This is a genomic window from Rhodococcus sp. GB-02 (assembly GCF_053470465.1).
The window spans coordinates 2,242,823-2,259,055 of the sequence record NZ_JBPUKE010000001.1 but is presented as its reverse complement, the minus strand read 5'-3'; the positions used below and the strand labels follow the sequence as shown (position 1 = coordinate 2,259,055).

Annotated in this window: 28 protein-coding genes; all 28 read right to left on the bottom strand. The window is 61.8% G+C overall.

The annotated features are described in order from the left end of the window. Positions 1-13 precede the first annotated feature (13 nt). The gene (truA, locus tag ACSW29_RS10670) at positions 14-898 is read right to left on the bottom strand and encodes a tRNA pseudouridine(38-40) synthase TruA (RefSeq protein ID WP_448277183.1); all 885 of its coding nucleotides are present in this window, start codon (positions 896-898) and stop codon (positions 14-16) included. 6 nt (positions 899-904) lie between these two features. Next, a complete protein-coding gene (rplQ, locus tag ACSW29_RS10665; RefSeq protein WP_007728580.1) occupies positions 905-1,462 on the bottom strand; it encodes a 50S ribosomal protein L17 in 558 nt (185 codons plus the stop codon). Between the two features lie 29 nt (positions 1,463-1,491). Continuing rightward, the gene (locus tag ACSW29_RS10660) at positions 1,492-2,553 is read right to left on the bottom strand and encodes a DNA-directed RNA polymerase subunit alpha (RefSeq protein ID WP_003941016.1); all 1,062 of its coding nucleotides are present in this window, start codon (positions 2,551-2,553) and stop codon (positions 1,492-1,494) included. Between the two features lie 120 nt (positions 2,554-2,673). Further along, positions 2,674-3,279: a 30S ribosomal protein S4 gene (gene rpsD, locus ACSW29_RS10655; protein WP_003940769.1), complete on the bottom strand. Its 606-nt coding sequence runs from the start codon at positions 3,277-3,279 to the stop codon at positions 2,674-2,676. A 22-nt stretch (positions 3,280-3,301) separates the two neighbouring features. Next, positions 3,302-3,715 carry a 30S ribosomal protein S11 gene (gene rpsK / locus ACSW29_RS10650; RefSeq protein ID WP_003940683.1) on the bottom strand — a complete coding sequence of 138 codons (414 nt, stop codon included), beginning with the start codon at positions 3,713-3,715 and terminating at the stop codon, positions 3,302-3,304. After that, a complete protein-coding gene (gene rpsM, locus ACSW29_RS10645; RefSeq protein WP_003940834.1) occupies positions 3,715-4,089 on the bottom strand; it encodes a 30S ribosomal protein S13 in 375 nt (124 codons plus the stop codon). The genes rpsK and rpsM overlap by 1 nt, the downstream gene beginning before the upstream one ends. A gap of 250 nt (positions 4,090-4,339) precedes the next feature. Next, positions 4,340-4,453, bottom strand: coding sequence for a 50S ribosomal protein L36 (gene rpmJ / locus ACSW29_RS10640; RefSeq protein ID WP_003938068.1), 114 nt, complete (start codon positions 4,451-4,453; stop codon positions 4,340-4,342). 90 nt (positions 4,454-4,543) lie between these two features. Next, entirely contained in the window at positions 4,544-4,765 is a 222-nt protein-coding gene (gene infA / locus ACSW29_RS10635) for a translation initiation factor IF-1 (protein WP_003418601.1), read from the bottom strand. A 313-nt stretch (positions 4,766-5,078) separates the two neighbouring features. Beyond that, positions 5,079-5,876 (bottom strand): type I methionyl aminopeptidase, encoded by a 798-nt coding sequence (map, locus tag ACSW29_RS10630; RefSeq protein ID WP_448277182.1) that lies wholly within the window; start codon positions 5,874-5,876, stop codon positions 5,079-5,081. Further along, positions 5,876-6,421 carry an adenylate kinase gene (locus tag ACSW29_RS10625; protein ID WP_003940868.1) on the bottom strand — a complete coding sequence of 182 codons (546 nt, stop codon included), beginning with the start codon at positions 6,419-6,421 and terminating at the stop codon, positions 5,876-5,878. The genes map and ACSW29_RS10625 overlap by 1 nt, the downstream gene beginning before the upstream one ends. Continuing rightward, entirely contained in the window at positions 6,418-7,737 is a 1,320-nt protein-coding gene (gene secY, locus ACSW29_RS10620) for a preprotein translocase subunit SecY (protein WP_230812251.1), read from the bottom strand. Before secY ends, ACSW29_RS10625 begins: the two co-directional genes overlap by 4 nt. A gap of 257 nt (positions 7,738-7,994) precedes the next feature. Next, on the bottom strand, positions 7,995-8,438 hold the full coding sequence (gene rplO / locus ACSW29_RS10615) for a 50S ribosomal protein L15 (protein ID WP_138869531.1): 444 nt from the start codon (positions 8,436-8,438) through the stop codon (positions 7,995-7,997). A gap of 2 nt (positions 8,439-8,440) precedes the next feature. Beyond that, positions 8,441-8,620, bottom strand: a complete 180-nt coding sequence (gene rpmD / locus ACSW29_RS10610; RefSeq protein ID WP_003940751.1) for a 50S ribosomal protein L30 — start codon at positions 8,618-8,620, stop codon at positions 8,441-8,443. After that, positions 8,620-9,291 (bottom strand): 30S ribosomal protein S5, encoded by a 672-nt coding sequence (rpsE, locus tag ACSW29_RS10605; RefSeq protein ID WP_230812250.1) that lies wholly within the window; start codon positions 9,289-9,291, stop codon positions 8,620-8,622. Before rpsE ends, rpmD begins: the two co-directional genes overlap by 1 nt. A 31-nt stretch (positions 9,292-9,322) precedes the next feature. Further along, entirely contained in the window at positions 9,323-9,730 is a 408-nt protein-coding gene (gene rplR / locus ACSW29_RS10600; protein WP_230812249.1) for a 50S ribosomal protein L18, read from the bottom strand. 1 nt (position 9,731) lies between these two features. Then, positions 9,732-10,271, bottom strand: a complete 540-nt coding sequence (gene rplF, locus ACSW29_RS10595; protein WP_003940970.1) for a 50S ribosomal protein L6 — start codon at positions 10,269-10,271, stop codon at positions 9,732-9,734. 14 nt (positions 10,272-10,285) lie between these two features. Beyond that, positions 10,286-10,684, bottom strand: coding sequence for a 30S ribosomal protein S8 (gene rpsH / locus ACSW29_RS10590; protein WP_003940873.1), 399 nt, complete (start codon positions 10,682-10,684; stop codon positions 10,286-10,288). A 464-nt stretch (positions 10,685-11,148) separates the two neighbouring features. Next, complete coding sequence (locus tag ACSW29_RS10585) at positions 11,149-11,334, bottom strand: type Z 30S ribosomal protein S14 (protein ID WP_003940698.1); 186 nt, start codon at positions 11,332-11,334, stop codon at positions 11,149-11,151. Positions 11,335-11,338: 4 nt separating this feature from the next. After that, on the bottom strand, positions 11,339-11,905 hold the full coding sequence (gene rplE / locus ACSW29_RS10580) for a 50S ribosomal protein L5 (protein ID WP_003940924.1): 567 nt from the start codon (positions 11,903-11,905) through the stop codon (positions 11,339-11,341). A gap of 1 nt (position 11,906) precedes the next feature. Next, on the bottom strand, positions 11,907-12,224 hold the full coding sequence (gene rplX, locus ACSW29_RS10575; protein WP_003941019.1) for a 50S ribosomal protein L24: 318 nt from the start codon (positions 12,222-12,224) through the stop codon (positions 11,907-11,909). Continuing rightward, positions 12,224-12,592 carry a 50S ribosomal protein L14 gene (gene rplN, locus ACSW29_RS10570; RefSeq protein WP_003940951.1) on the bottom strand — a complete coding sequence of 123 codons (369 nt, stop codon included), beginning with the start codon at positions 12,590-12,592 and terminating at the stop codon, positions 12,224-12,226. Before rplN ends, rplX begins: the two co-directional genes overlap by 1 nt. A gap of 346 nt (positions 12,593-12,938) precedes the next feature. Continuing rightward, positions 12,939-13,220, bottom strand: coding sequence for a 30S ribosomal protein S17 (gene rpsQ, locus ACSW29_RS10565; protein ID WP_003941020.1), 282 nt, complete (start codon positions 13,218-13,220; stop codon positions 12,939-12,941). Then, positions 13,217-13,453 carry a 50S ribosomal protein L29 gene (gene rpmC, locus ACSW29_RS10560; RefSeq protein WP_003940734.1) on the bottom strand — a complete coding sequence of 79 codons (237 nt, stop codon included), beginning with the start codon at positions 13,451-13,453 and terminating at the stop codon, positions 13,217-13,219. Before rpmC ends, rpsQ begins: the two co-directional genes overlap by 4 nt. Next, entirely contained in the window at positions 13,453-13,869 is a 417-nt protein-coding gene (rplP, locus tag ACSW29_RS10555) for a 50S ribosomal protein L16 (protein ID WP_003940899.1), read from the bottom strand. The genes rpmC and rplP overlap by 1 nt, the downstream gene beginning before the upstream one ends. A gap of 3 nt (positions 13,870-13,872) precedes the next feature. Next, on the bottom strand, positions 13,873-14,679 hold the full coding sequence (gene rpsC / locus ACSW29_RS10550) for a 30S ribosomal protein S3 (protein ID WP_230812248.1): 807 nt from the start codon (positions 14,677-14,679) through the stop codon (positions 13,873-13,875). After that, positions 14,679-15,083, bottom strand: a complete 405-nt coding sequence (gene rplV / locus ACSW29_RS10545) for a 50S ribosomal protein L22 (protein WP_003940717.1) — start codon at positions 15,081-15,083, stop codon at positions 14,679-14,681. Before rplV ends, rpsC begins: the two co-directional genes overlap by 1 nt. Next, positions 15,080-15,361 carry a 30S ribosomal protein S19 gene (gene rpsS / locus ACSW29_RS10540; RefSeq protein ID WP_003940820.1) on the bottom strand — a complete coding sequence of 94 codons (282 nt, stop codon included), beginning with the start codon at positions 15,359-15,361 and terminating at the stop codon, positions 15,080-15,082. The genes rplV and rpsS overlap by 4 nt, the downstream gene beginning before the upstream one ends. A 13-nt stretch (positions 15,362-15,374) precedes the next feature. Continuing rightward, a complete protein-coding gene (rplB, locus tag ACSW29_RS10535; protein ID WP_230812247.1) occupies positions 15,375-16,211 on the bottom strand; it encodes a 50S ribosomal protein L2 in 837 nt (278 codons plus the stop codon). Between the last annotated feature and the right edge of the window lie 22 nt (positions 16,212-16,233).

Genomic DNA, 16,233 nt, shown 5'->3' with positions numbered 1-16,233 from the left:
TGTATGTAGTCGATCAGCCGCCGCAGCATCCACCCGAAGACGGAATCTCGCGGGTCTCACGGGTAATCGCGTTGCGGGCAGCCAGTTCCGAGTATTCAGGGTACTCCACACGAACCAACGAAAGTCCGTGCGCCGGCGCAACGAGGATGGAACTGGACCGCGAAGTTTCGTCGAGCAAACCTGCCACCCAGTCGGTGGTGCGCCGTCCCTCACCGACAGAGAGGACGGCGCCTACAAGACTCCGAACCATCGACCAGCAGAATGCGTCAGCATTCACGTAGGCCGTGAATACCGTGCCCTCTTGTGCCCAGTCGAAGCGTTGCAGCTCTCGCACCGTCGTGGCACCTTCTCGACGCTTGCAGAATGCCGCGAAGTTGTGAAGACCAAGAAGCCGATTCGACGCTTCCTGCATCGCGCCGAGATCGAGTGGTTTGGGGTACGACACGGTATCGCGTGCGCGCAGGGGTTCCACGCCGAATGCCGCGTTGGTCACCCGGTACTCGTAATAGCGTCGCATCGCCGAGAAGCGCGCGTCGAACTCACCGGGAACCACCGAGATCTGTTTGACCCGAACGTCCTTGGGCAAGAATCGTGCGAGCCTGCGCACCAGTCGCGAAGGGTCGTCCGGGAGCAACTCGCCCGGGACGTCGACGTGCGCTACCTGCCCGGTCGCGTGGACACCCGCGTCGGTTCGACCGGCAACCGTGAGCTGAACCGGTTGCCGTAACACCGTACCCAGCTTGTCTTCGATCTCGCCGCACACAGTGCGCAGGTCGGTCTGACGGGCCCAACCCGAGAAGTCGGTGCCGTCGTAGGAGATGTCGAGCCGCAATCGAACGAGCCCGCCGTCCCCGAGGGGGGCGGCGGGCTCGTTCGATTCAGCGTGTGCCGAAACCAAGGGAGACTAGTCCTTCTTGGCCTCTTCGGCCTCGGGAGCGTCGGCCGCAGTTGCGGTCTCGTCCTCGATGGCCTCGACGACTGCGTCAGCGTTCTCGACCTCAGCGTCGGTCGCGTCGGCCTCTACGGCCTCGACGACGTTCTCTGCGGCGGGAGCTTCCTGCGAGGACTTGACGCGACGAGCACGATCAGCCTCGGAGGTGACGGTCTTTTCCTTGACGAGCTCGATGATTGCCATCGGAGCGTTATCACCCTTGCGGGGGATCGTCTTGATGATGCGGGTGTATCCACCATTACGGTCCGCGTAAAACGGGCCGATCTCGGCGAACAGGGTGTGAACGACATCCTTGTTACGGATGACCTTCAGCACCTCACGACGGTGAGCCAGCGTGCCGGCCTTTGCGTGCGTGACGAGCTTCTCGGCGTAGGGGCGCAGTGCCTTGGCCTTGGACTCGGTGGTGGTGATACGACCGTGCTCGAAGAGCGCGGTAGCCAGATTGGCGAAAATCGCCTTCTGGTGGGAAGCCGACCCGCCGAAGCGGGCACCCTTCTTGGGCTTGGGCATGATGATCTCCTAGTAAAGGACCTGAGCTGCTACAGCTGTTCGGTCTCGGCGTAGTCCTCGGTACCCTCGGCATCGCCGAAGGAACCGGCATCAGTGTCACTCCACGTTCCGGTGGCGGCGTCATAGCCGGCAACGGTTGTGGGATCGAAGGATGCGGGGCTGTCCTTGAGGGACAGGCCGAGCGAATGCAGCTTGACCTTGACCTCGTCGATGGACTTCTGTCCGAAGTTGCGGATGTCGAGCAGATCGGACTCGGTACGGCCGACAAGCTCACCGACGGTGTGAACACCTTCGCGCTTGAGGCAGTTGTAGGAGCGGACCGTGAGGTCCAGATCCTCGATGGGGAGTCCGAAGGAAGCGATGTGATCGGCCTCGGCGGGCGAGGGTCCGATCTCGATTCCTTCTGCTTCGACGTTCAGCTCACGGGCCAGGCCGAAGAGCTCAACCAGGGTCTTGCCCGCAGAAGCGAGCGCGTCCCGTGCGGTGATGGAGTTCTTCGTTTCCACGTCGAGAACGAGCCGATCGAAGTCGGTGCGCTGTTCGACGCGAGTGGCCTCCACCTTGTAGGTGACCTTGAGCACCGGCGAGTAGATCGAGTCGACCGGGATACGGCCGATCTCTGCGCCGGACGCCTTGTTCTGGACGGCGGGGACATAGCCGCGACCGCGCTCGACAACGAGCTCGATCTCCAGCTTTCCCTTGTCGTTCAGGGTGGCGATGTGCAGATCAGGGTTGTTCACGGTGACGCCTGCCGGGGGCACGATGTCGCCTGCGGTAACAGCGCCGGGGCCCTGCTTGCGGACGTACATGGTGACCGGCTCGTCCTCTTCGGAGTTCACGACGAGGCCCTTGAGGTTCAGGATGATGTCGGTGACATCTTCCTTCACGCCCGGGACGGTGGTGAACTCGTGGAGAACGCCGTCGATACGGATGCTGGTGACAGCAGCGCCGGGGATCGACGAGAGCAGCGTGCGGCGCAGCGAATTGCCGAGCGTGTACCCGAAACCTGGCTCCAGGGGCTCGATGACGAACTTCGAGCGGTTATCAGCGATGACCTCTTCGGTCAGCGTGGGTCGCTGAGAAATGAGCATTGGTATTTCCTCCTGTACGGACGTCCACTATTTGACGCCCACGATGGGAAAGGGCCTGCGGCCCCGTGAGTGGTTGAGGAGTCCGGAGACTCCTCAACCACTCACGGGGTGCGGAGCACCTTACTTCGAGTAGTACTCGACGATGAGCTGTTCCTGCAGAGCGATGTCGATCTGCGCGCGCTCGGGAAGCTGGTGAACCAGGATCCGCAGACGCGAGCCGACAACCTGCAGCCACCCGGGAACCGGGCGATCGCCGACGGTCTCACGCGCAACCTGGAACGGAAGCGTGGAGAGCGACTTCTCCTTGACATCGATGATGTCGTACTGCGAGACGCGGTAGCTCGGGATGTCGACCTTCTTGTTGTTCACGAGAAGGTGACCGTGCGTGACCAGCTGACGTGCCTGACGGCGCGTGCGAGCGAGGCCTGCGCGGTACACGACATTGTCGAGACGCGACTCGAGGATGCGAAGCAGGTTCTCACCGGTCTTGCCGGGGCGGTTGTTCGCCTCCTTGTAGTACAGGCGGAACTGCTTCTCCATGACGCCGTAGGTGAAGCGAGCCTTCTGCTTCTCCTGCAGCTGGAGCAGGTACTCGCTCTCCTTGATACGCGCGCGGCCGTGCTGTCCGGGCGGGTACGGGCGACGCTCGAATGCCTGGTCGCCTCCAACGAGGTCGACGCGCAGACGACGCGACTTGCGGGTGATGGGTCCGGTATAACGTGCCATTTTCTTCTACCTATCCTTCCCGCTATACCCGACGCCGCTTGGGCGGACGGCAGCCGTTGTGCGGCTGGGGGGTTACATCGGAAATGGTGCCGACCTCGAGGCCAGCAGCCTGGAGGGAACGGATTGCGGTCTCGCGACCGGATCCCGGTCCCTTGACGAAGACGTCAACCTTCTTGACACCGTGCTCCTGCGCCTTGCGGGCAGCGCTCTCAGCAGCAAGCTGAGCGGCGAAGGGAGTCGACTTACGCGAACCCTTGAAGCCGACGTGTCCCGAAGACGCCCAGGAAATGACATTTCCGGCGGGGTCGGTGATGGACACGATGGTGTTGTTGAAGGTGCTCTTGATGTGAGCGGCGCCGTGCGGGATGTTCTTCTTATCCCTGCGACGCGTCTTCTGGGTCTTCTTCGGACCGGTGCTACGTGACTTCGGGGGCATTACTTCGCCTTCTTCTTGCCGGCAATGGTGCGCTTCGGACCCTTACGGGTACGGGCGTTGGTCTTGGTGCGCTGACCACGCACGGGCAGACCACGACGGTGGCGCAGGCCCTGGTAGCAGCCGATCTCGATCTTGCGACGGATGTCGGCCTGAACCTCGCGGCGAAGGTCACCCTCGACCTTGAGCGACTCCTCGATGTACTCGCGGAGCTTTGCCAGGTCCTCGTCCGAGAGGTCCTTGCTCCGGAGATCCGGGCTGACGCCGGTGGCGTCAAGGATTTCCTTGGAGCGGGTACGGCCGATGCCGTAGATGTATGTCAGTGCGATCTCCATGCGCTTTTCGCGAGGAAGATCAACACCAGAGAGACGTGCCATGGTGGCATTTCCTTATCGGTGTGCGGAGGTCTGCTCCCAGCCCTTCCCCTGTGCCTCTTGCCGAGTACCGACGCCCGAAGGCGCAGATGATCTCATCAACTAACTCAGTGGGGCCCCGGCCTCCGTGCCGGGGGTGAACCATTGTCCGACCTTGGCGATCGGTGAACGATCGCGTGGGGTCTCGTCAACAATGGCTGGTACTGGGAGGTCTTCTTTGCTTGTTGCCAAGCAGATCTTCGAAAAGCTAGATCTAGCCCTGACGCTGCTTGTGACGCAGGTTCTCGCAGATCACCATGACTCGACCGTTACGGCGAATCACTTTGCACTTCTCGCAGATCTTCTTGACGCTCGGCTGAACCTTCACGTCTTCTGATCTCCTGTTTTGTCGCAGCCTGCCGCGATGAACCGCAGCAGACATACTTCTCCCTGACCCAGGTCAGGTCCGGGAAGTTCGTTACTTGTAGCGGTAAACGATGCGTCCGCGCGACAAATCGTAGGGCGAGAGCTCTACGACAACGCGATCTTCCGGGAGGATGCGAATGTAGTGCTGACGCATCTTTCCGCTGATGTGAGCGAGGACCTTGTGGCCGTTCTCGAGCTCAATGCGGAACATCGCATTGGGCAGCGGCTCGACTACTCGTCCTTCGACCTCGATGGCCCCGTCTTTCTTAGCCATATCCTCCGCGATCCGTTTGGTTTGGCATGCTTCGTGCATCGGCTTCCGTTACATTGGCACGCAATGGAAAGATCGTCGGCACTTCGCGGGCCCGATCCCGGAGCGATCCGGGTGTAGGCAGACGAACTATCGACGCGCATAGCGCACCGCCTAGCCATGTTACGCGATGTAAACGACCAGGCCAAATGCGGCTCCGGTCAGGGTCACGACACACACCGCTCCCCCAACGAAAAAGTCCCAGCCTCGACATGAGGCTAGGACTTTTCGAACGTGAAACATGCTCGCTGCCAACACTTGTCAGCAACTGTGTCGACTACTCCGGCCGGAGGGTAAGAATCCGCGGCCCGTCTTCGGTCACAGCGACGGTGTGTTCCCAGTGCGCTGCGCGGGAACCGTCAGTGGTCACAACAGTCCAGTCGTCGTCGAGAATCACCGTGTCGGTGGTGCCGAGCGTGAGCATCGGCTCGATCGCCAGACACGATCCCACAACCAATTCAGGCCCCTTACCCGGGGCACCTTCATTGGCGAGGAACGGATCCATGTGCATTTCCCGACCGATTCCGTGTCCGCCGTATCCGTCGACGATGCCGTAGGAACGACCGTGTAACTTCTCGGCGGCATGGGTGCCGACCTCGATCGCGTGCGAAACGTCCGTCAGACGGTTGCCTGCGATCATCGCCGCGATCCCGGCTTCCATCGAAAGCCGAGTTGCCTCGCTCAGTTCCTGATCGGGGAGGCTGATCTCGCCGACACCGAACGTCCACGCAGAGTCACCGTGCCAACCGTCGAGGATCGCACCGCAGTCGATCGAAACGAGGTCACCTTCGGCCAGGATGTCCTGAGCCGAAGGGATCCCGTGAACGACGCGATCGTTCACCGAGGAGCAGATCGAACCGGTGAAGCCGTGGTACCCGAGGAACGAGGGCACGGCGCCGGCGTCACGAATGACGGATTCTGCGACCGCGTTCAGTTCCAAAGTGCTGACACCGGGCTTCGCCGCAGCGCGCACCGCCACCAATGCCGAACCCACGATCGCGCCGGCAGCAGCCATCGCGTCGAGTTCGCCCGCGGAGCGGAACGGAACAACCTTGCGCTTACGCCCGAAGACCATTACTTACCCAACGCTGCCAGTGCGCGTGCGTTGACCTCTTCGACCTCGCCGATCGCGTCGACGGAGACGATGCTGTCCTTGTAGTAGTCGAACAGCGGTGACGTCTCGTCGCGGTAGACCCGGAGGCGGTTGCGGATGACGTCCTCGGTGTCGTCTGCACGACCGCGGGCGAGCATGCGCTCGACCACGATGTCCTCGTCGACGACGAAGGAGAGGACACCGTCGAGCTTGGTGTCGAGGTCCTTGAGGATTCCTTCGAGTGCCTGAGCCTGTTCGACCGAGCGCGGGAATCCGTCGAGAAGGAATCCGTTTGCGGCGTCCGGTTCTGCGACGCGAGCCTTCACCATGTCATTGGTGATCGAGCTCGGCACGAGTTCACCGGCGTCGATGTACTTCTTTGCTTCCACACCGAGAGCGGTGGCCTGACCGATGTTCGCGCGGAAGAGATCACCCGTGGAGATATGGGGAACGCCGAACTTCTCGGACAAGATAGCGGCCTGGGTGCCCTTGCCGGCACCGGGAGGACCAAGGAGGACAAGTCTCACTTGAGGAACCCTTCATAGTTACGCTGCATTAGCTGACTCTCGATCTGCTTCACGGTGTCCAGGCCGACGCTGACCATGATCAGCACCGCGGTGCCACCGAACGGCAGGTTCTGCGCGCCGCCGCCATTCCCGATGTCGAGGAACAGGTTGGGCAGAACAGCAATGGTGCCGAGGTAAATCGCACCCGGAAGGGTGATGCGACTCAGCACGTAGTTGAGGTAGTCCGCGGTCGGCTGACCGGGTCGGATACCGGGGATGAAGCCGCCGAACTTCTTCATCTCGTCGGCGCGCTCTTCGGGATTGAAGGTGATGGCGACGTAGAAGTACGTGAAGAAGACGATCAGGCCGAAGTAGATCGCGATGTACACCGGGTTGGCCGGGTTCACCAAGTAGGTGTTGATCAGGCGCTGCCACCAGCTGGGGTCGACCGCCGTGCTGGCCGAAGTCAGCTGTGCGATCAAGTTCGGGAGGTACAGCAGTGAAGACGCGAAGATCACGGGGATGACGCCGGCCTGGTTGACCTTCAGTGGCAGGTACGTCGAGGATCCGCCGTACATCTTGCGTCCGACCATCCGCTTTGCGTACTGCACCGGAATGCGGCGCTGACCCTGCTCGACGAAGACCACACCGGCGATGATCAACAGCGCTGCGAGGCAGACGAAGGCGAAGACCAGTGGACCGCGGCTGTCGAGAATCGACTTGCCCTCGCTCGGGATACGCGATGCGATACCGGCGAAGATGAGGAGCGACATACCGTTGCCGACGCCGCGTTCGGTGATGACCTCACCGAACCACATGACCATGGCAGCACCGGCAGTCATGACCAGCACGATGATGACAAGACCGAAGATCGACTTGTCGGCGATGATGTCGTCACAGCCCTGGAGCAACTGTCCACGTGCCGCGAGGGCGACGATGCCAGTCGACTGCAGGATGGCCAGAGCGATGGACAGGTAGCGCGTGTACTGCGTCATCTTGGCCTGACCGGACTGGCCTTCTTTTCGAAGTTCCTCGAACTTCGGGATCACCACTGTCAGCAGCTGCACGATGATGCTTGCCGTGATGTACGGCATGATGCCGATCGCAAAGATCGACATCTGAAGCAGAGCGCCACCGGAGAACAGGTTGATCAGCGAGTAGATACCTGCTGAGTCACCAGAGTTGGCGATATCGATGCACTGACGCACACGGCCGTAGTCGACACCTGGGGACGGAATGAGAGCGCCGACCCGATACAGAGCCACCAAGCCGAGGGTGAAGAGGATCTTCCGCCTCAGGTCTGGGGTCCTGAGGGCCGAGACGAAGGCGGAAAGCAAAGATCCTCCTGGCACGACGGTAGGGAGACAGATCGTTTTGACCTGTCGAACTTTTGAACTCTAACAGTGAGCATTTGGGAACTAAGCGGGCAGACCACGAAAACCGGGTAAGCCGAAGATACATTTGCCACTCGGTGACCAGAATACTGACCCGTCCGAGCAAGCACGACCAATCTGTGACACGACCTCGTAGACGCCGATGGCCGCAACGCAGCAAACGCTGCGCTGCGGCCATCGGACTAGCTAAGCGTGATCACTCACAGCTCGGTAGCGGAACCACCGGCAGCAGCAATCTTTTCCTTGGCGGAACCGGTGAACTTGTCGACGGTCACCTGAACGGCAACAGTCAGTTCGCCGTCGCCCAGAACCTTGACGAGCTGGTTCTTGCGGACTGCGCCCTTGGCAACGAGATCCTCGACCGTGATTGCTCCACCTTCGGGGAACAGACGGGCGATGTCGCCGACATTGACGACCTGGTACTCGGTGCGGAAGGGGTTCTTGAAGCCCTTGAGCTTGGGCAGACGCATGTGAAGCGGCATCTGTCCACCCTCGAAGCCCACGCGCACGGTGTTACGTGCCTTGGTGCCCTTGGTACCGCGTCCTGCGGTCTTACCACGCTTGCCGCCCTCACCGCGTCCAACACGAATCTTGTTGGACTTGGATCCGGGAGCGGGGCGCAGGTGGTGCAGTTTGATGGTCATGGTTAGACCTCCTCAACTGTTACGAGGTGGCGCACCACGTTGATCAGACCGCGGTTCTGTGCGTTGTCCTCACGAACAACGGTCTGACGGATGCCCTTGAGACCGAGCGTGCGCAGAGAATCCTTCTGGTTCTGCTTGGTCCCGATGATGCTCTTGATCTGAGTGACCTTGAGATCTGCCATTACTTCACACTCCCAGCAGCATGTGCGCGAGCGCGAAGCATGCCGGCGGGTGCAACCTCTTCGAGGGTGAGGCCGCGGCGAGCCGCAACTTCCTCGGGACGCTGCAGACCCTTGAGCGCAGCAACGGTCGCGTGCACGACGTTGATGGCGTTGTCGCTACCGAGCGACTTCGACAGGATGTCCGCGATTCCAGCGCACTCCAGCACGGCGCGCACAGCGCCACCGGCGATAACACCGGTACCGGGGCTTGCCGGGCGAAGCATGACGATGCCGGCAGCAGCCTCACCCTGAACGGGGTGAGTGATGGTGTTGGCGATCATCGGGACGCGGAAGAAGCTCTTGCGAGCCTCCTCGACACCCTTCTGGATGGCCGCGGGAACTTCCTTGGCCTTTCCGTAGCCGACGCCGACCAGTCCGTTGCCGTCTCCGACGATCACCAGAGCGGTGAAGCTGAAGCGACGACCACCCTTGACGACCTTGGAAACGCGGTTGATCGTGACAACGCGCTCGATGAACTGTGACTTCTCCGCAGCGTTTCCGCCACGGCCACCGTCGCGACGGTCACGGCCGCCACCACGGTTGTCCCCACGAGCGTTGCTGTTGTCACCGCTGTTGGGGCCATTCTGTCCGGCGGGTCCGCTTCCGCCGTCACGCCTTTGACGTCCCGGCATCAGGCTGTCCTTCCGTTGAAAATGTTGGTCATCAGAACTTCAACCCGCCTTCGCGAGCCGCGTCTGCCAAGGCCGCGATGCGACCGTGGTAGCCGTGTCCGCCGTGGTCGAAGACAACTGCTTCCACGCCGGCAGCCTTGGCGCGCTCGGCGATCAGCTGACCGACCTTCGCGCTCGCAGCCTTCTTGTCGCCTTCTGCCACGCGCACGTCGGCTTCGATGGTCGACGCGGAGGCCAGCGTGTGGCCGGCCAGGTCGTCCACGAGCTGGACGTGGATGTGACGCGAGGACCGGTTGACGACCAAGCGGGGACGCTCGGGCGTGCCGGAGACCTTCTTGCGGAGACGGAAGTGACGACGCGTCTTCGACAGACGACGCTTGGTGGACGCATCCTTGCCCAGCGGAACCCGCTTGGCTTTCTGGTTTGCAGTCTGGCTCATATCACTTACCCGTCTTTCCGACCTTGCGGCGGATCTGCTCACCCTCGTAACGCACGCCCTTACCCTTGTACGGGTCCGGACGACGGAGACGACGGATGTTGGCCGAGATCTGCCCGACCTTCTGCTTGTCGATGCCGGACACCGAGAACCGGGTGGGCGACTCGACGACGAAGGTGATGCCTTCGGGAGCCTCGATCGGCACCGGGTGGCTGAAGCCGAGCGCGAACTCGAGGTCCTTGCCCTTCAGTGCCACACGGTAACCAACACCGTGGATCTCCATCTTCTTCGTGTAACCCTCGGTAACACCGGTGATGATGTTCGCAACGAGGGTCCGCGACAGACCGTGCAGCGCGCGGCTACGACGCTCGTCGTCGGGGCGCGTGACGCTCAGCGAGCCGTCCTCTGCCTTTTCGATTGCGATGGGCTCGGAGATGGTCAACGCGAGGGTGCCCTTGGGACCCTTGACGGTGACATCCTGGCCGCTGATCGTGACGTCAACGCCCGCGGGGACGGTGACCGGAATCTTTCCAATACGCGACATTGTGGTGGCCTCCCTTACCAGACGTAGGCGAGGACTTCCCCGCCTACTCCTTGATTGGCCGCCTGGCGATCGGTGAGCAGACCGGACGACGTGGAGATGATGGCCACGCCGAGGCCTCCGAGGACCTTGGGCAGGTTGGTGGACTTCGCGTAAACCCGGAGACCGGGCTTGGAAACGCGACGCACGCCGGCGAGGCTACGCTCGCGGCTGGGTCCGTACTTCAGGTCGACGATGAGGGTCTTGCCGACCTCAGCGTCTTCGGTACGGAAATCGGAGATGTAGCCCTCACGCTTGAGGATCTCGGCGATGTTCGCCTTGATCTTCGAGTGGGGAAGCTTCACCTCATCGTGGTACGCCGTGTTGGCGTTGCGCAGACGCGTCAAGAAGTCTGCGATGGGGTCAGTCATGGTCATAGGTCGACCTCGACACCTTTCTCGCTGTGGTTCCCATGCAACACCGGACGAATCCGATCGTGGGCCTCCAGCAATTCGGCTGGGCCGTCCGACTTGTGTCAGACGGCGTAAGTTACCGCACCGAGCTGAACGCATGCGTCAGCCACGGCAACCGCTCTAGTGTAGGGAACTTTCGCGCAGGTGTCCACCGAGATGTCACGTCGCCTACCTCACCATCGCCCGGAGGACACTGCCGGGCTGGGGATCGAGGCGTCCCGAAATCTGAACTGCTCGTTCGGGACCGAAGATCGACATCGACGGCCGATGGATCGTTTCGACCCAGAGTTGCAGCAGGACAGTTCTATTCAGGATCAGCACGATGCACATTCGGCGCACCTCTCGGTTGAAATGCCGAATGGGCGTGGGTTCCAAAGGAACCCACGCCCATTCAGATGCGTGGTGTGACGAAGCCCGAGGGCCTCAGATCACCAAGAGCTCTTGCGAACTCCGGGAAGCTCGCCGGCGTGAGCCATCTCGCGAACGCAGATACGGCACAAGCCGAACTTGCGGAACACCGAGTGCGGGCGACCGCACCGCTGGCAGCGGGTGTAGGCGCGAACCGCGAACTTGGGCTTCTTGTTGGCCTTGTTGACCAATGCCTTCTTAGCCATGCGCTCAGTTCTCCTTGAACGGGAAGCCGAGGTGCTTGAGCAGTGCACGGCCTTCTTCGTTGTTGGTTGCGGTGGTCACGACGGTGATGTCCATACCGCGGGGGCGATCGATCTTGTCCACGTCGATCTCGTGGAACATCGACTGCTCGTTGAGGCCGAACGTGTAGTTGCCGTTGCCGTCGAACTGGTTGCCCGAGAGACCGCGGAAGTCGCGGATACGGGGCAGAGCGACAGACACGAGGCGGTCCAGGAACTCCCACATGCGGTCGCCACGGAGGGTGACGCGTGCGCCGATGGGCATGCCTTCGCGGAGCTTGAACTGCGCGATGGACTTACGTGCCTTGCGGATCTCGGGCTTCTGGCCCGTGATCAGCGACAGGTCATGGACAGCGCCGTTGATCAGCTTGGCGTCACGGGCAGCGTCGCCGACGCCCATGTTGACGACAACCTTGACGACGCCGGGGATCTGCATGACGTTCGAGTAGTCGAACTCGCTGTTGAGCGCGTCCTTGATCTCAGCGCGGTAGCGTGCCTTGAGGCGCGGCTGGACCTTGTTTTCGGTGGAGGTCATGTCAGATGTCCTTCCCGTTCTTCCGGGAAATCCGAACGCGCTTGCCGGACTCTTCGTCGGTGCGGTAGCCCACGCGAGTGGGGTTTCCGTCCGAGTCGACGACTGCAACGTTGGAAACGTGGATCGGGGCTTCCTGCGTGACGATGCCGCCGGAGGATGCTCCGCGCTCGTTCGCGGAAACCGCGGTGTGCTTCTTGATTCGGTTCACGCCTTCGACGAGGACCTTGTCGGTCGCGGGGTAGGCCTGAATGACCTTGCCCTTCGCGCCCTTGTCCTTGCCGGCGATGACCAGAACGGTGTCACCCTTGTGCACCTTCATCACAGCACCTCCGGGGCAAGCGAAACGATCTTCATGAACTTCTTCTCGCGCAGCTCACGGCCGACGGGTCCGAAGATGCGGGTTCCACGGGGATCACTGTCAGCCTTGATGAGCACTGCAGCGTTCTCGTCGAACTTGATGTAGGAACCGTCCGGACGACGGCGCTCCTTGGTCGTGCGAACGATGACGGCCTTGACGACCTCACCCTTCTTGATGTTTCCACCGGGGATTGCGTCCTTGACGGTGGCGACGATGACGTCACCGATCCCGGCGTAGCGACGTGACGAACCGCCGAGAACGCGGATGCAAAGGATTTCCTTGGCACCCGTGTTATCAGCGACGCGAACTCGCGACTCCTGCTGAATCACTTGATCTCCCTAGACCTGGAATTTCGTGCGCAACGGATTACCGACCCGGTGCGCGCGGTCATTGTTGCCACCTGCGTCGTGTCTGAACTGCAGTCCCACCGACTGACGTCGGGAGACGATCACTGCAAGCACCGTTCGAGCTGCGCACGTGAAGACACACCTCTGCCACAGGCAACCGTTCTATTGTAGGGAAGGGTTCGCCAATTACCAAATCAGCACTGCTCGACGCAACTCGAACCCCTCACCCGGATAAATCTCGGAAAGTCAGAAACGCCGAATGGCCCACTCCCCCAAGGGGAAGCGGGCCATTTGGTGATTCTCGATCAGCTCGAGGATTCGATCAGGCTTACTTGGCCTTTTCGAGGACCTCGACCAGACGCCAGTGCTTCGTCGCGGACAGCGGACGGGTTTCCATCAGCTGAACGCGGTCGCCGACGCCGGCAACGCCGTTCTCGTCGTGCGCCTTCACCTTGGTCGTACGGCGGATGATCTTGCCGTAGAGCTTGTGCTTGACGCGGTCTTCGAGCTCGACCACGATCGTCTTTTCCATCTTGTCGGACACGACGTATCCGACACGGACCTTACGGCTCGCGCGCTCTTCTGTGCTCACTGCTTTTTCCTCACTCATGCCGCGTCACCTGCATCCGGACCCACAGCGAGTCCGAGCTCACGCTCACGCAGGACGGTGTAGATGCGCGCGATCTCGTGACGAACGGTGCGCAGTCGTCGGTTGTTGTCCATCTGGCCGGTGGCCATCTGGAAACGAAGGTTGAAAAGCTCTTCCTTCGACTCACGGAGCCGGGTGACCAGCTCGTCTTCACTGAGCTCGCGGAGCTCTGCTGCTGGGGTTCCAGTAGCCATCAGAACTGCTCCTCTCTGGTCACGATCCGGCACTTGCACGGGAGCTTGTGCATCGCGCGGCGCAGGGCCTCACGAGCAATCTCCTCGTTGGGGTATGTCATCTCGAACAGAACGCGTCCGGGCTTGACGTTGGCAATCCACCACTCGGGCGAACCCTTACCGGAACCCATTCGGGTTTCGGCCGGCTTCTTCGTGAGGGGGCGATCCGGGAAGATGTTGATCCAGATCTTGCCGCCACGCTTGATGTGCCGAGTCATGGCGATACGAGCGGACTCGATCTGCCGGTTGGTGATGTAGGCAGGCTCGAGAGCCTGGATGCCGTAGTCACCGAAGGTCACCTGGGTACCGCCCTTGGCGGCACCCGAACGGCTCGGGTGGTGCTGCTTGCGGTGCTTGACCCGCCGTGGGATCAACATGCGTCAGCCCTCCTGATTCTGTTCAGTTGCGGGAGCATCGGCGGTTGCGGTCGCTGCGCGGCCGGCCTCGGTGCTGGTCGCAGTGGTACCGGTGGCACCGGAACGGCGCGGACGGCTCGGACGCTCACGACGCGGGCGATCCCCGGCCGGTGCGGCCGTGTTGGCGGCGAGCTCACGCTTGCCACCGACGATGTCGCCCTTGTAGATCCAGACCTTGACGCCGATGCGACCGAAGGTGGTCTTGGCCTCGTAGAGGCCGTAGTCGATGTCCGCACGAAGCGTGTGCAGCGGCACACGGCCTTCGCGGTAGAACTCCGACCGGGACATCTCGGCGCCGCCGAGACGACCGGAGCACTGAACGCGGATTCCCTTGACGTTGGGCTGACGCATGGCCGACTGGATGGCCTTGCGCATTGCACGACGGAAGGCAACGCGGTTCGAGAGCTGCTCGGCCACACCCTGTGCGACGAGCTGTGCTTCAGCTTCTGCGTTCTTGACCTCGAGGATGTTCAGCTGAACCTGCTTGCCGGTCATCTTCTCGAGCTCGGAGCGGATGCGATCGGCTTCGGCGCCGCGGCGGCCGATGACGATGCCCGGGCGTGCCGTGTGGATGTCCACGCGAACACGGTCACGGGTGCGCTCGATTTCGACCTTCGCAATTCCTGCGCGCTCCATGCCGGTGGCGAGGAGCTTACGGATCGCGACGTCTTCCTTGACGTACTCCGCGTACTGCTTGTCTGCGTACCAGCGAGACTTCCAGTCGGTGGTGATGCCGAGACGGAAGCCGTGCGGGTTGATTTTCTGGCCCACTACTGAGCACTTCCCTTCCGGCGATTACGGGTCGATGTTCCGGTCTTCGGCAGGCTCTCCACGATCACGGTGATGTGACTGGTGCGCTTGCGAATACGGAACGCACGTCCCTGTGCACGCGGCTGGAACCGCTTGAGGGTCGCGCCCTCGTCCACGAACGCCGTAGCAACGACAAGCGTGCTGGGGTCGAGGTCGAGGTTGTTCTCGGCGTTGGCTGCTGCGGAGGCGATCACCTTGGCGACCGGCTCGCTCGCTGCCTGCGGCGCGAACTTCAGGATGTTCAGGGCGTCTTCAACCGAGCGCCCGCGGACCAGGTCCACAACTCGACGTGCCTTCATCGGCGTAACGCGAACGTGCTTCGCTACAGCCTTGGCAGTCGGGTTGGCGGTTTCGGTGTTGCTCATCGCCTCTTCGCCTTCCGATCATCCTTGATGTGACCCTTGAACGTGCGGGTCGGTGCAAACTCTCCGAGCTTGTGTCCGACCATGGAGTCGGAAACGAACACGGGGACGTGCTTGCGGCCGTCGTGAACTGCAAACGTGTGGCCGATGAAGTCCGGGATGATTGTCGAACGACGGGACCAGGTCTTGATGACCTGCTTGGTTCCCTTTTCGTTCTGTACATCCACCTTCGCGAGGAGGTGGTCATCGACGAACGGGCCCTTCTTAAGGCTGCGTGGCATCCTTCACTCCCTCCTAGCGCTTGTTCTTGCCGGTGCGGCGGCGACGGACGATCATCTTGTCGCTTGCCTTGTTCTTGCGGGTACGGCCTTCAGGCTTACCCCACGGGCTGACCGGGTGGCGTCCACCTGAGGTCTTGCCCTCGCCGCCACCGTGCGGGTGGTCGACCGGGTTCATCACGACACCACGAACGGTCGGGCGCTTGCCCTTCCAACGCATACGGCCGGCCTTGCCCCAGTTGATGTTCGACTGCTCGGCGTTGCCGACCTCGCCGACGGATGCGCGGCAGCGCACGTCGACGCGACGGATTTCACCGGAAGGCATACGCAGCGTGGCGTAGTTGCCTTCCTTACCGAGGAGCTGGATGCTGGCGCCTGCGGAACGAGCCATCTTGGCTCCGCCGCCGGGACGCAGTTCCACACCGTGGATGGTGGTACCAGTCGGGATGTTGCGCAGCGGCAGGTTGTTGCCCGGCTTGATGTCGGCGCCTGCACCGGACTCGATAGGTGAACCCTGCACCAGGCCCTTGGGGGCGATGATGTAGCGCTTCTCACCGTCTGCGTAATGCAGGAGTGCGATGTTTGCTGTGCGGTTGGGGTCGTACTCGATGTGAGCGACCTTTGCCGGGACGCCGTCCTTGTCGTTGCGACGGAAATCGATCAGTCGGTATGCACGCTTGTGTCCGCCACCCTTGTGACGGGTGGTGATACGACCGTGTGCGTTGCGTCCACCGCGACCGTGCAGCGGGCGGACCAGCGACTTTTCGGGGGTCGACCGAGTGATCTCGGCGAAGTCCGAGACGCTCGAGCCACGACGGCCCGGTGTTGTCGGCTTGTACTTACGGATTGCCATGAGTCTTCTCGTCCTCTATGTC